This is a genomic window from Balneatrix alpica DSM 16621 (assembly GCF_000619885.1).
GTDB lineage: Bacteria > Pseudomonadota > Gammaproteobacteria > Pseudomonadales > Balneatricaceae > Balneatrix > Balneatrix alpica.
The window spans coordinates 81,344-95,035 of record NZ_KK211039.1; the positions used below are offsets into that span (position 1 = coordinate 81,344).

Annotated in this window: 13 protein-coding genes; 5 read left to right on the forward strand and 8 right to left on the reverse strand. The window is 54.3% G+C overall.

Features of this window, described 5'->3' with window-relative positions:
• Positions 1 to 103: 103 nt before the first annotated feature.
• The 6 genes from Q334_RS0109810 to gloB all read right to left on the reverse strand — a co-directional run bounded on the left by Q334_RS0109810 (position 104) and on the right by gloB (position 8,155).
• Positions 104 to 1,705, reverse strand: coding sequence for an ABC transporter ATP-binding protein (locus Q334_RS0109810; RefSeq protein WP_027313056.1), 1,602 nt, complete (start codon positions 1,703 to 1,705; stop codon positions 104 to 106).
• On the reverse strand, positions 1,702 to 2,727 hold the full coding sequence (locus Q334_RS0109815; protein ID WP_027313057.1) for an ABC transporter permease: 1,026 nt from the start codon (positions 2,725 to 2,727) through the stop codon (positions 1,702 to 1,704). Before Q334_RS0109815 ends, Q334_RS0109810 begins: the two co-directional genes overlap by 4 nt.
• Positions 2,724 to 3,800: a microcin C ABC transporter permease YejB gene (locus tag Q334_RS0109820; protein ID WP_027313058.1), complete on the reverse strand. Its 1,077-nt coding sequence runs from the start codon at positions 3,798 to 3,800 to the stop codon at positions 2,724 to 2,726. The genes Q334_RS0109815 and Q334_RS0109820 overlap by 4 nt, the downstream gene beginning before the upstream one ends.
• Positions 3,801 to 3,817: 17 nt before the next feature.
• Positions 3,818 to 5,608, reverse strand: coding sequence for an extracellular solute-binding protein (locus Q334_RS18680; RefSeq protein ID WP_035461291.1), 1,791 nt, complete (start codon positions 5,606 to 5,608; stop codon positions 3,818 to 3,820).
• Between the two features lie 90 nt (positions 5,609 to 5,698).
• Positions 5,699 to 7,291 (reverse strand): lytic transglycosylase, encoded by a 1,593-nt coding sequence (locus Q334_RS0109830; RefSeq protein ID WP_051527690.1) that lies wholly within the window; start codon positions 7,289 to 7,291, stop codon positions 5,699 to 5,701.
• Between the two features lie 81 nt (positions 7,292 to 7,372).
• The gene (gene gloB / locus Q334_RS0109835) at positions 7,373 to 8,155 is read right to left on the reverse strand and encodes a hydroxyacylglutathione hydrolase (protein ID WP_027313060.1); all 783 of its coding nucleotides are present in this window, start codon (positions 8,153 to 8,155) and stop codon (positions 7,373 to 7,375) included.
• Between the two features lie 94 nt (positions 8,156 to 8,249).
• On the opposite strand from gloB, the gene Q334_RS0109840 reads away from it, so the two are divergent.
• From Q334_RS0109840 to Q334_RS0109855, 4 genes are read left to right on the forward strand one after another with little or no spacing between them, the layout of a single operon-like run.
• Entirely contained in the window at positions 8,250 to 8,948 is a 699-nt protein-coding gene (locus Q334_RS0109840; RefSeq protein ID WP_027313061.1) for a class I SAM-dependent methyltransferase, read from the forward strand.
• A gap of 10 nt (positions 8,949 to 8,958) precedes the next feature.
• Positions 8,959 to 9,381, forward strand: a complete 423-nt coding sequence (gene rnhA / locus Q334_RS0109845; protein WP_211249528.1) for a ribonuclease HI — start codon at positions 8,959 to 8,961, stop codon at positions 9,379 to 9,381.
• A 12-nt stretch (positions 9,382 to 9,393) separates the two neighbouring features.
• A complete protein-coding gene (gene dnaQ, locus Q334_RS0109850; protein WP_027313063.1) occupies positions 9,394 to 10,083 on the forward strand; it encodes a DNA polymerase III subunit epsilon in 690 nt (229 codons plus the stop codon).
• Positions 10,083 to 11,039, forward strand: coding sequence for a 2-hydroxyacid dehydrogenase (locus Q334_RS0109855; protein WP_035461293.1), 957 nt, complete (start codon positions 10,083 to 10,085; stop codon positions 11,037 to 11,039). Before dnaQ ends, Q334_RS0109855 begins: the two co-directional genes overlap by 1 nt.
• A 37-nt stretch (positions 11,040 to 11,076) precedes the next feature.
• Here the strand turns inward: Q334_RS0109855 and Q334_RS0109860 are convergent, their stop codons facing one another.
• Positions 11,077 to 11,307, reverse strand: a complete 231-nt coding sequence (locus tag Q334_RS0109860; RefSeq protein WP_027313065.1) for a hypothetical protein — start codon at positions 11,305 to 11,307, stop codon at positions 11,077 to 11,079.
• 165 nt (positions 11,308 to 11,472) lie between these two features.
• Here Q334_RS0109860 and Q334_RS18685 point away from each other — a divergent pair, with 165 nt between their 5' ends.
• Positions 11,473 to 13,086, forward strand: coding sequence for a SulP family inorganic anion transporter (locus Q334_RS18685; RefSeq protein WP_051527691.1), 1,614 nt, complete (start codon positions 11,473 to 11,475; stop codon positions 13,084 to 13,086).
• Here Q334_RS18685 and Q334_RS0109870 read toward each other — a convergent pair.
• The gene (locus Q334_RS0109870; RefSeq protein WP_051527692.1) at positions 13,083 to 13,691 is read right to left on the reverse strand and encodes a YigZ family protein; all 609 of its coding nucleotides are present in this window, start codon (positions 13,689 to 13,691) and stop codon (positions 13,083 to 13,085) included. The genes Q334_RS18685 and Q334_RS0109870 overlap by 4 nt on opposite strands.
• Position 13,692 lies beyond the last annotated feature (1 nt).

Consider the following 13,692-nt stretch of genomic DNA (forward strand, 5'->3'; position numbering starts at 1 on the left):
TTAGCGTTTCTCTGCTTATGCTATCGTTCGCCCTCGCTAAGAAAGGTCGTCTGCGCTGATAAGATTTGTCCTTGAGGCCCTCATTTGCGCTTGGCTGAGATTGTCAGGAAGCGAGCTGAGCGGCCTGCCACAGTTGACGAGTATAGGGGTGTTGCGGATTGGCAAATATCTGGGCCGCGTCCCCTTGTTCTACAACCTGGCCTTGATGCATGACCAGCAATTGATGGCTAAGGGCGCGAACCACGCTTAAGTCATGGCTGATAAACACATAGCTAAGCTGATAACGCTGTTGTAGATGCTGGAGTAAATCAAGGATTTGGCTCTGCACGGTACGATCCAGTGCTGAGGTGGGTTCATCCAAGATCAGTATCCGGGGTTTGAGTACCAGGGCGCGGGCAATGCTGATGCGCTGACGCTGGCCGCCAGAAAATTCATGCGGATAGCGATGGCGGGTGGCGGCATCTAGCCCGACTTCCTGCAGAACGCTGATTACCTGCTGCTCATGCTCGGCAGCGCTGTGGGGCTCATGTACTTGTAAACCCTCAGTGATGATTTCACCAACGGTCATGCGCGGACTCAGGCTGCCAAAGGGGTCTTGGAAGACCATTTGGATGTGACGACGCCAGGGTTGAAACTGGCGGCTACTCAATTGATTAACAGCCTTAAGTTGTCGTTGCTCATCGCTGAGTTGAATCTGGCCCTGGCTACTGATCAAACGTATCAAGGCCTGTGCCAGGGTAGTTTTGCCGGAACCAGACTCACCGACCACCCCTAGGGTTTCCCCCGCGCGTAATTGCAGTGAGACTCCATTTACCGCTTTGACATGCCCTTGAACTCGCCGCAGTAAGCCTTTTTTAATCGGGAACCATACTTTGACTTGCTCAAGTTGCAGACGCACTTCGGCCTGCTCTGCCAGTGGCAAGGGGCGCCCTTTAGGCTCAGCATCCAGCAGTTTGCGGGTATAGGCGGCCTGCGGCTGGGTGAATACCTGCTCAGTAGGGCCGCTTTCCTGTACCTCGCCTTGAAAGAGGACACAAACCTGATCGGCATAGCGGCGGACGATATTGAGGTCATGGGTAATTAACAGGATTGCCATGCCCATTTGTTGTTGCAGTTGCTTGAGCAGCTCCAGAATCTGTTTCTGGATGGTGACATCCAAGGCGGTGGTAGGTTCATCGGCAATCAAGAGGTCGGGCTCATTGGCCAATGCCATGGCAATCATCACCCGCTGCCGCTGCCCGCCGGAGAGTTCATGGGGGTAGCGATCCAGCAGGTTGTCAGGATTTGGCAAACCGACTTGCGTGAGGAGCTCAAGGGTGCGCTGTCGTGCGGCTGCTTTGCCCATGCCCTTGTGCAGGAACAACACTTCGCTGATCTGCTTCTCCAGGGTATGCAGGGGGTTCAGTGAAGTCATCGGCTCTTGGAAAATAACCGAAATGCGGTTGCCGCGAATCTGGCGCAGGCGTTGTTCACTTTGCTGCAGTAAGTCTTCCCCATCAAACAGGATGCGGCCATGGGGATGTTGCGTCAGTGGGTAGGGGAGGAGTTTCAGAATAGATAAGGCGCTCACTGACTTGCCTGAGCCGGACTCCCCCACCAGTGCCAGGGTTTTACCCGGTTGGAGGCTGAAGCTGAGCCCTTTGACAACCTGTTGCTGGGCAAAGCTGACCCAAAGGTTATCCACTTCCAGTAATGCAGTGCTCATTGCAGTTGGCTCCTGGGGTCAAAGGCATCGCGAATGGCTTCCCCCACAAAAATAAGCAGGGTCAGCATCGCGGATAGCACCATAAAAGCGGTTAAACCTAACCAGGGGGCATGCAGATTGTTTTTGCCCTGGGCGACCAGTTCGCCGAGTGAAGGAGAACCGGGCGGCAAGCCAAAGCCAAGAAAGTCCAAGGCAGTTAAGGTGACCAGCGAGCCGTTAAAAATGAACGGCATAAAGGTCAGGGTAGCCACCATGGCATTGGGCAGAATATGTTTGAACATGATGCGTCCATTGGACAGACCGAGGGCGCGTGCCGCTTTGACATATTCCAGATTACGGCCACGCAGAAATTCCGCTCTCACCACGTCAACCAGGTTCATCCAGGAAAACAGCAACATAATGCCCAGTAGCCACCAGAAATTAGGTTCGACAAAGCTGGCGAGGATGATCAGCAAAAAGAGGACCGGCAGGCCTGACCAGATCTCGATAAAGCGTTGAAAGAGCAAGTCCACTTTGCCGCCGTAGTAGCCTTGTACTGCCCCGGCAACGACACCGATTACGGATGAGGCCAGGGTCAGCACCAGCGCAAACAGCATTGATAGACGAAAACCATAGATCACCCTGGCCAGTACATCACGGCCTTGGTCATCCGTGCCTAACCAGTTCTCGCGGGTAGGCGGGCTGGGTGCCGGGGTGGGAAGATCATAGTTGATAGTTTGATAGCTGTAGCGAATAGGGGGCCAGAGCATCCAGCCTTGTTGTTCGATCAGCTCCTGTAAATAGGGGTCTTTGTAGTTGGCGGGAAAATCAAAGTCGCCGCCGAAGGTGGTTTCGCTGTAGTGGTGCCAGAGTGGAAAGTAGTAGCTGTCCTGATAGCGCACCAGCAAGGGTTTATCGTTGGCCAACAGTTCGGCGCCCAGACTTAACACAAACAAGATCAGCAATAACCAGCCGGAGTAGTAGCCACGTTTATTGGTTTTATAAATCTGTAAGCGTCGTTGGTTAAGAGGCGATAGGTTCATGTTTCCCGGCTCTCGAAATCAATGCGAGGGTCGACCAAGACGTAGGTCACATCGCTGATCAGCTTTAGCAGTAAGCCAATCAGGGTGAAGATATAGAGGGTGCCAAACATGACCGGATAGTCCCGATTCATCACCGCTTCGAAGCCTAGCAGGCCTAAGCCATCGAGGGAGAAAATCACCTCGATCAGCATGGAGCCGGTAAAGAAAATACCGACTAAGGCGGCGGGCATGCCGGCAATAATAATCAGCATGGCATTGCGGAACACATGACGATAAAGCACTGCGTTGTCACTCAGGCCTTTAGCGCGGGCGGTTAGGACATATTGTTTGTGGATCTCATCCAGGAAAGAGTTTTTGGTCAGCATGGTGAGGGTGGCAAAGCTGGATACTACGGAGGCAAGCACAGGGAGGGTGATATGCCAGAGGTAATCAATAATTTGTTCATACCAGCTTAGTTGTTCAAAACCAGGCGAGGTGAGACCGCGTAGGGGAAACAGGTTCCAATAGGTGCCCCCAGCAAAGAGGACTATCAGTAAGATGGCAAAGAGGAAGTTGGGGATCGCATAGCCAATGATGATCACGCTACTGCTCCAGACATCGAAGGGGGTGCCGTGGCGCATCGCTTTGCGGATACCGAGGGGAACGGATACCAAATAGGTGATCAGCGTGGTCCAGAGTCCTAGACTGATTGATACGGGCAGCTTTTCGGCGATCAGCTGCAGCACGGTCTTATCGGAGTAAAAACTGCTGCCGAAGTCAAACATCAGATAGCTTTTTAGCATCAACCAGAAGCGTTCATGGGCCGGTTTATCAAAACCGTACTGCTGCTCTATGCGAGCGATGAGTTGTGGATCAAGCCCTTGGGAGCCTCGATAGTCTGAGCCGCTGCTGGAAACTTCGCCGCTGCTGCCGCTGATGCGTGCGGTACTGTCCAAACTCAGGCCCTGGATTTCCGCCAGGGCACGTTCAACCGGGCCGCCGGGTGCGGCCTGCACAATAATAAAATTCAGCGCGAGGATGCCGAGCAGCGTCGGCACCATCAATAGCAGGCGTCGCAGGATATAGGCGGCCATAGCAGATACTTACCTTATCAGGGTTGTTGCCACCAGGTTTCCAGCAAGGGGCTAGGGGCGTATTCGGGCAGTGGATCGGGGTGGCCGAACTTGTCCCAAGTGGCGATGCGGAAAATACCTGCATTAAATTGCGGAATGACATAGTGGTTCCACAGCAAGACCCGATCTAGTGCGCGGCAGGCTGCCACCAGAGCTTCGCGATCTTTGGCGTTAATAATATGCTCAATCAGGGTGTCCACTGCCGGGTTTTTAATGCCGATTAGATTGCGGCTGTCAGCCTGATCGGCCTTGCTGGAGTGCCAGAATTCGCGTTGTTCATTGCCAGGGGAGTTGCTCTGCGGAAAGGTGGCCACCACCATGTCAAAGTCGAAGCTACGCAGTCGGTTAACGTACTGGGTGACATCGACCATGCGCAGACTGACTTGAATACCCAAGCGCTCCAGATTACGCACAAAGGGCGTGGCAACACGCTCCATCGCAGGGCTATAGAGCAGGATTTCAAACTGGAACGGTGCTTTGCTGGCTTGGTTGACCAGTTTGCCTTGCTCCATGGTCCACCCGGCTTCTTTCAATAAGCTTAGCGCCTGGCGCAGGTTGTTGCGGATGTTACCGGAGCCATCGCTAGTGGGGGCTTGATAAACCTGGCTAAAGACTTCTGCTGGCACTTGCTCCCGTAAGGGTTCGAGCAGAGCGAGCTCTGCCTGACTGGGCAGGTCAGTGGCTGCTAATTCTGAGTTGGCGAAATAACTGTTGGTACGCTGGTAACTGGAGTAGAACAGATTGGTGTTGCTCCACTCAAAATCGAAGGCGTAGGCCAATGCTTGACGTACCCGGGGATCGCTGAGTTGAGAGCGGCGAATATTGTAGACAAAGCCCTGCATGCCTGCTGGCGAGTGATCCTCCAGGGTGAGTAACTTGATTTTGCCTTGTTCCAGTGCGGGACTTTGGTAGCCAGTAGCCCAACGCTTGGCGGAGCTCTCAATACGTAGATCAAACTCACCGGCTTTGAAGGCCTCAACGGCAACATCTTCGTCACGGTAATAGTCGTATTGCATCCGTTCGAAGTTGTAGTGCCCTTTCACGGCTGGATGGTTCTTGGCCCAATAGTCAGCCACTTTGACGTAGCTGATGCTGCGCCCAGCATCGACTTTTTCAACTTTATAAGGGCCTGAGCCGAGTGGTGGTTCGAGGCTGGTGGTCTGGAAATCACGGTCTTGCCAGTAGTGTTTAGGTAATACCGGCAGCTGGGTCAAAATCAGTGGCAGTTCCAGGTTTTCCGGATTGGTCAGCTGGAAGCGGATACGTTGACTATCCAGAACCTCTACCTGGCCGACGTCATGGTAGTAGGCCTGATAGAAGGGGTTGCCCTGCTCGGTGAGGAGCTTAAAGGTGTAGGCTACGTCTTCTGCGCTAATGGGGTGGCCATCCTGGAAGCGAGCATCAGGATGAATGCGAAACTCAATCCAGCTACGGTCATTGGCGAGGATGATGTCTTTGGCGACCAAGCCATACATGGTGAAGGGCTCGTCATAGGCGTGCACCGCCAGGGTGTCATAGAGAAGTCCGCTGCCGGCTGCGCTGACGCCTTTACCAATAAAAGGATTGAGGGAGTCAAAGGTGCCAATACTGGCCTGGCGCAGGGTGCCGCCTTGGGGGGCATCAGGATTTACGTAATCAAAATGGCTAAAGTCAGCCCCATACTTGGGTTGGCCGTGCATGGCTAAGGCATGGGTGACGTGATCGTCTGCCTGAGCCAGGGGGGTGAGTGCAAGGCTGAAGCTGAGCAAGCGGGCAAGCAAAGCGGTCATGGCATCTCCTGTCACAAGCGTAGCGTGCAAACAAGATAGCCTTTTTTGCAGGGCAGGGCTAGCGCATTGCCCGCTAAGGTGTTGATGTGGTTAGGAATCTGCGTCCGCTAAGGAGGCTGGATAAAGCACTAATTCTTGCCCGATACGTAGCTGATTGCCTTTTAAGCGGTTCCATTCTTTGATCTGCTGAACACTCACTTTATGGTCTTCAGCAATTTGTGACAGAGTGTCGCCGGATTTAACTCGGTATTTACTGCTTTTGTTCTCATTCTCACGGGCTTTGAGCGCACCCAAGCTAAGGGATTGGCCTACTTTGAGAGGGGTATTAGGTTTCAGTTTGTTGAGTTTGGCGAGCTGCGCCACACTGAGGCCATGCTTGTTAGCGATGGTCCAGAGACTGTCACCTGATTGCACTCGATAGTAGCGTGGCGTGTCCTTGGTTAGGTTTTGTAGGGTGCGGTTTTCCGCCAGTTTTAGCTCTGGTAAGGCGCCTGGGCCGCCACCCGGAATCATCAATTCTTGCCCTAAGCTTAAACTGTTGGATTTGAGGTTGTTCGCGTCTTTAATGCTCTGGGTGCTGGTATTAAAACGAATGGCTAAGTCACTCAGGGTGTCACCAGAGCGGACTTGATAACGGCGCCAGTCGACCGGCGCTTTATCTGCACTGTCATTAAGGGTTAAACGCAGAACTTCTGCCACTTCAATCGGCACCAAAATACGATCTGGACCAGCCCCGGCAGGGGTGGTAATTGGCTTTTTAAAGCCTGGGTTGAGAGCCTCGAGTTCTGAGGTGTTCACTCCTGCCTCTTTAGCCAATTGCCGAATATTGACCGGTGCATCAGTCTCCAAAACGGTGAAGTAAGGGCTGTTGGAGATAGGGAACAAGTTGATGCCGTACAGATTTGGCTCCTGCACCATGGCGGAAATTGCCAGTAGCTTGGGGACGTACTTATGGGTTTCCCCAGGTAATTGCAGGTTCCAGTAGTCGGTTGGTTTGCCGGCATTTTGATTGCGGCTTATGGCACGATCAACATTGCCTTCACCCGCATTGTAAGCCGCCAGGGCTAGTAGCCAGTCGCCGTCATAGCGATCAGCCAGCATTTGCAGGTAGTCCAAAGCCGCACGGGTGGACTCAATGATATCTTTGCGACCGTCATACCAGGAATTCTGGGTAACACCGTAGTGCTTGGCGGTGCCGGCTAAGAATTGCCAGGGACCCACGGCATGGCCAGGGGAGACTGCGTGAGGGTTGTAAGCACTTTCAATAATCGGCAGGAGGGCAATTTCTGCCGGCATGCCACGGGCTAGTACTTGGTTGAGCACATGGAAGTAGTACTTACTGGCCTGCTCGGAGACTTTGCTCAGGTAGTTTGAGTAGCGCCCATACCAGTCACGCTGTTCGATAACCCGTGGGTGTTCGTAGTAGTCGGTCAGACTAAAGTGATCGCGGGTTAACTGCCAGAGGTCATCGGTGCTACTGAGACGGATCTCCATCAACTGGTCAAGAGAGCCGGATTTACCACGGGGAATATAGGCAGGGACGCGAATTTCCCCCTCATCGCTGAGTAAAGCGCTTTGCTGGGGGCGAGTATTTTGGTTAGAGCAGGCACTTACCATGAGGGCCAACACGGTGATCAAGAGCGCAGGGCTCTTGCGCTGGGTCAGAGTCAAGGGTAAGTGCAAAACCAGTCTCCCGAATCGGTGCAAAAGCGCGATTTTAGGGAGGGGGACAGGTGGGGTCAACTTCAGTTGATTACAAAGTGTTCAAAATGTGTTTTTCCATTCACGTAGGACGGCGAAGATTTCATAGGGGGAATTGAGGCTTTGTCCTTGATATTGTTCGGCTTGTTGGCGCACTGCTGTGATTTGTGTACGTAAAAAGGGGTTAATGCGTTTTTCTTCGCCCAGATTGCTCGGTAGCGTGGGTTTCCCCTGTTGACGTTTGGCTTGGTCCTGTTGGAGTGCAGCCTGAATGTCGCTGTTATTGGGCTCCACGGCTTGGGCAAAGGCCAGGTTAGCCAGAGTGTATTCGTGGGTACAGAACACTTGGGTGCTATCCGGTAACAGGCAGAGTTGCTCCAGCGATTGCAGCATTTGTTCTGGGGTGCCTTCAAACAGACGGCCACAACCGGCTCGGAACAGGGTGTCACCACAGAATAACCAGTCCTGACGTTCATCCTGGGCTGGCAGGTGGTAAGCGAGATGGTCGAGAGTATGGCCAGGTACGGCTAGCACATTGATACGCTGGCCAAGCAGCACAAAGGCTTCGCCTTCATCCAGGGTGTCAGTGATGCCCTTGATATGGGGGTTGTGGGGGCCATAGACCGGTACGTCAACATGCTGCAATAAAGGTAGAATGCCGCCGACATGGTCGTGGTGGTGATGGGTAATGAGGATGGCGCTTAGTTGTAGACCCTGCTGTTGCAGGAAGGTTTGCACAGGCTCCGCCTGGCCTGGATCCACTACCACCGCCTGGCGGCTAGTCGGGTCATACCAGCACCAAATATAGTTGTCGCTAAAGGCGGGAATGGGGTGGATCTGGAGCATGAGTCTTATCCTTTACTGCCATTAGTGGAGTGCCTTGTTATCATAGGGTGTCCAAGTCCCTCGGACCTGTCAATTTAACCTCGGTGGTATCGGCATGGATCAGGTGTTCAAGGCAGAACTGCAAACGCTCCAGGCATGGCTGCAAACAGCGGCGGGAAAAGCATTACTAACCCGTGAAAGCCAGGCGTTGGATCGTTTATTGCCGGGTTTGTTCGGCTATCACCTGTTACAGCAGAGTGTGATGCCGGATGTCTGCCTGTATCGGGAGAGCCCGATTCGCCACTGTATGGAACTGCATGCCAGTCTACAGGACTCAGCTGTGCACCCTCGCATTGTGCTGGGACGACCCGAGGCGTTGCCCTTCGCTGAAAATAGCCTGGATGTACTGCTGTTACACCATAGTCTGGATATGAGCTTGCATCCTCACTTGTCGCTACGGGAAGCGGTGCGGGTGCTGATTCCCGGCGGTCACTTGGTGATAGTCACCTTTAATCCTTATGGACGTTATGGTTGGCGCAAGTGGCCTGGTATTGCGCGTGGGCGTTTAAGTGATTGGTTGGTGTTGCTTGGCTGTCGAGTCGAGCACTATGAGGGACATTTCGTACGCCGCTGGCAGCAGCCGTGGCTCAGACATTTTCAGCAGGGTTTGGCGGGGTGGTTAGGGTCATTCCAAATTGTGGTGGCAACCAAAGAGGTCAGACGGATTACACCGATCCGACCACGTTGGCATCAGCGTCCTCTGGTGGCTGTACCCCTTGCTAAACCCTCAATGCGGAACCGACAGGGTGACTGAACGCGTCCTTATGTTTACTGATGGTGCCTGTAAAGGTAACCCCGGCCCGGGTGGTTGGGGGGTGGTATTACGCTTTAAAGGGGTGGAGAAACGCCTCTGTGGTGGTGAAGCAGACACCACCAATAATCGCATGGAACTTATGGCCGCCATTGCCGGGTTAGGGGCGCTGAAACGTCCTTGTGAAGTCGATCTCTATACCGACTCCCGCTATGTTCAGCAGGGCATTCAGCAGTGGCTGGCCGGTTGGAAGCGTAAAGGTTGGTTAACGGCGAATAAAGAACCCGTTAAAAATCAGGATCTTTGGCAGCAATTGGATCAATTATGTCAATTGCACCAGGTGCAATGGCACTGGGTGAAAGGCCATGCTGGCCATGAGGGCAATGAGCTGGCGGATCAGCTAGCCAATGAAGGCATCAAAACCTTAGCCAAATAATATGAGAGTGCTATGAGCAGACAGATTGTTCTGGATACCGAAACCACGGGTATTGACCCCGCCTCCGGCCATCGCATTATCGAAATTGGCTGTGTGGAGCTGATGGATCGCCGTTTAACTGGGCGTAATTTCCATGAGTACATCAATCCGCAGCGGGAAGTTGAAGCGGAGGCTATTGCTGTACACGGTATAACCAATGAATTCTTGTTGGATAAACCGGTCTTTGCCGAGGTGGCGCAGGCGTTTAAGGAATTTATCACTGGCGCTGAATTGATCATTCATAACGCGGCGTTTGACGTTGGTTTTATCAACCATGAGTTTGCTTTACTCAAGCCTGGTTTGGGGCGAGTGGAGGATATCTGTTCAGTAGTGGACACCCTGGCCATGGCCAGGGCCAAGCATCCAGGACAAAAAAACAACCTGGATGCGCTCTGCAAACGTTACGGTATTGATAACTCCAACCGTACCTTGCACGGCGCCTTATTGGATGCGGAAATCCTGGCGGATGTGTATCTGACCATGACTGGCGGCCAGACCAGCTTGCAGCTCTATGCGGGAGGAGATGGTAGTTCAGGCGAACATGGCGAGCAGCGCCGAGCGGTGCAGCGCCAAGGCAGTATCCCTATCTTAGTGGCTAATGAGCAGGAGCAGGAGGCACATCGTCAATTTCTAAGCAAAATGGGTGTCGAGGAGGTGTGGTGATGGTCAAGGTGGTCTTTTTGGATGCTGATAGCCTGGATCGACAGGACTTAGACTTCTCTACCCTCCAAGTTGAAGGGGTACAACTACAGCTATATCCCTCAACCACTGCGGAGCAAATACTGCCACGCTTGGCGGATGCCCAGGTGGCGATTGTCAATAAGGTGGTATTGAGCGCTGAGATCCTGCAAGCCTTGCCGCAGCTGCAGCTGATTTTGGTGTCGGCCACTGGCACCAATAATGTCGATCTGGTCCAGGCTAAAGCCCAGGGTATTGATGTGCGTAATTGTCAGGGGTATGGCACCGCAGCGGTAGCCCAGCATACCCTGATGCTGATGCTGGCCTTAGCAACCAACTTTGTTCGTTATCAGCAGGCAGTGCAGGCAGGGCAATGGCAACAGAGTAGCCAGTTCTGTTTATTGGATTATCCCATTTGTGAACTCAGCGGTAAGAAGCTGGCGATTGTCGGCTACGGTGAGCTGGGGCAGGCGGTGGCTGCGTTGGCGCGTGCTTTTGCTATGGAAGTGCTGGTGTGTGTACGTCCAGGGGCGGAAGCCAAGGCGGGACGTATTGAGCTAGATGAGGCCCTGCGGCAGGCGGACTTTGTCAGCCTGCACTGTCCACTTACCGAACAGACCCGTGATTTGTTTGATGCCAAACGCTTAGCAAAAATGAAGCCGAGTGCCTTCCTGATCAATACCGCACGTGGAGGCATCGTCAATGAGCAGGCTTTACTAGAGGCGTTGCAGCGTGGACAGCTGGCTGGAGCGGCCACGGATGTACTCAGCATTGAGCCGCCTCGCCAGGGCAATCCGCTGTTAGGCCAGTCTTTACCTAACTTGCTGATTACCCCGCATTGTGCCTGGGGCAGCCGTGAATCACGCCAGCGTATGCTGGGGCAATTGCGTGAAAACTTAGTGGCCTGGCAGCAGGGGCAGTCACTCCGGCGCTTGGTTTAATGCATCGTTTAATGAATCGTTTAGCTAACCCCAGGGCCTAATGCGTCTGTGGCGTTAGGTCCGCCAGGATCGCTTTGAGGCGATCCACTCCTCCCGGCACGCCGACCAGGTCAGCGGGGTGCCGACCTTGCAGGCTGCGCTCGTCGGTCAGCATCCAGTGTAAAAAACCTTCGGATGTGCCAAAGATCCGACTGCCAGTATCAAGCAGGTCATCCAGGTGACGCTGGCGTAAGCGGGTGGCCAAGTCTTCGGTGCTCTGAAAACGCATATCTACCCCCTTATCCAGGTAAAGAGTGGAGAACGGTCATCACTCTCGACCGCTTTTGTATTTTTAAGGGGGGGAATGGGCTACGCCAAGGGTGATCTGCGACCAAGTAGTAATGGAGTGTTTCAGTAGCTGGCCTATGCTTGCTGCACAGCAGCGGAGGTGAGCATGGTCGGGGTATATGGTTGGAGCCTGAAGTACTGGCGTGGGGATGTCTTTGGTGGCGTGACGGCTGCCATAGTGGCTTTACCCCTGGCCTTGGCATTTGGTGTTGCTTCTGGAGCGGGTCCCTTGGCGGGGCTCTATGGGGCGATCGCAGTTGGCTTTTTTGCAGCGCTGTTTGGTGGCACCCCAGCACAGATATCCGGCCCTACAGGGCCGATGACCGTGGTGATGGCTGCGGTCTTGACCCAATTTGTTGGCCAGCATCCACAAGTGGGCCTTAGCTTGGCGATGACGGTGGTGATGTTGGCGGGTGTGTTGCAAATGCTGTTTGGCCTACTGCGGCTTGGGCGTTATCTCACCCTGGTGTCTTTACCGGTGGTCTCCGGCTTTATGAGTGGCATTGGCATCATCATCATTATTCTACAGTTGCCTGGCATCTTAGGGGTGGCGGCGCTGTCCTCTCCCGCGGCGGTATGGCAGGCCTTGCCCAGCTTGTTAGAGCAGGGGCAGCTGGCCAGTATGGGGTTGGCGGCCGCTACCCTGGCGTTACTCTATGGTTGGCCCAAGGCCTGGCGCTTACGCCTGCCTGCGCCACTGGTGGCGTTGTTACTGGGTAGTGTGCTGGTGGCTTGGTGGGCCTTGCCCGTGGCGACCTTGCCAGAGGTACCCAGTGGTTTGCCGCACTTACAGGTACCTTATTGGTCCTGGCCGTTATGGGGGGACATGCTGCAAGCAGCTTTGATGTTGGCGGTATTGGGCTCCCTCGACTCCTTGTTAACCTCCTTGGTGGCGGATCAACGCAGCCGCCACCTGCATCATTCAGACCGTGAATTACTTGGGCAAGGTGTGGGGAATCTGGTTGCTGGCTTGCTGGGTGGTTTGCCAGGTGCTGGGGCCACTATGCGGACCGTGGTGAATATCGATGCGGGGGGACGTACGCCTTTATCAGGTATGGTGCACGCCTTGGTGTTATTGATGCTGGTGCTGTGGTTTGGCCAGTGGGTGGCATACATTCCTCAGCCGGTTTTGGCAGCCATCCTGTTGAAAGTGGGGGTGGATATTATTGACTGGCCTTTGCTGAAGCGGGCTCGCCAATTGCCGAGAATGGCGCTGGCCGTAATGGTGTCGGTAGCGGTGCTGACGGTGACCACCGACCTGTTGATTGCCGTTGCTGTTGGCGTTTTTATCACTCAGGCGTTGGAAATGCAGGCTTATGCCCGTTTGCAGGCCGCCAGCATTCGCTTTAGTCAGGGCGGGGAGCCACACTGTCCTGCCTGGTTGGATCAAAGCAGTTGGCATGCCTTGCAAGGGGCGCAGGGAAGGATGGTGCTGCTGACATTGCAGGGGCCCCTGGGTTTCGCGGCGGCGAAAGCCGTGTTGGGACTGTTGGAGCGTTTACCCACCTGTGAGCGGCTGGTGATTGATTACAGCGCCGTGACGTTTTTGGATATCTCGACAGCTCTGGCGATGGAGGATGTGCAACTGGCCTTGCAGCAACAGGGGGTGGAAGTGGTTTGGGCGGGGTTGGGAGAAGAAGTACAGGGGCTGTTAATGCCGCTGAATCGACAGGGAATCCGCAGTTATCCCGATCGGCAGTTAGCGTTGGCAGAGTATTAGCCTGGGAGCCGGGATTGGAAAGCAACCTGCCACAGGGATAACTGTTGTGTAAGGGCGGGAACCTGTTGCGGTGGTACTTCCAGCACAAAGCTGACCTCAGCGGCAAAGTATTCAGAATGTATTTTTGCCTGCCATGTGGGGAGCATGCGCACTAGCTGGGCATGTTCGCTGTAGCCACAACGGCAGTCTAGTGCTTCAGTGGGGGTAAGGGTGTGACAGGGAAGTTCCTTGAGGGCGCTCTGGGTTAAGCCACCATAAGCCCGTACCAGCCCACCCACTCCTAATTTGGTGCCGCCAAAGTAGCGGCTGATAACGATGCAAATATGACCGATGCCACTGTGTTGTAGCACATTGAGCATAGGTCGCCCGGCACTGCCGGCCGGCTCGCCGTCATCACTGCTGCCATAGCTGTGTTGCTGGGTGGGGGCACCCCAGATATAGGCCCAGCAATGGTGGTTTGCTTTGGGATGCTGTTGACGTTGGAGTTGAATCCAGGCCTGCGCACTGTCCAGGTCCGGGCAGTGGTTGAGGCTGGCAATAAAGCGGCTGTGCTTGATCTCTTCTTCGCACTCAAAGGGGCCGGTGGGAGTCAGGTAAGGCTGCATG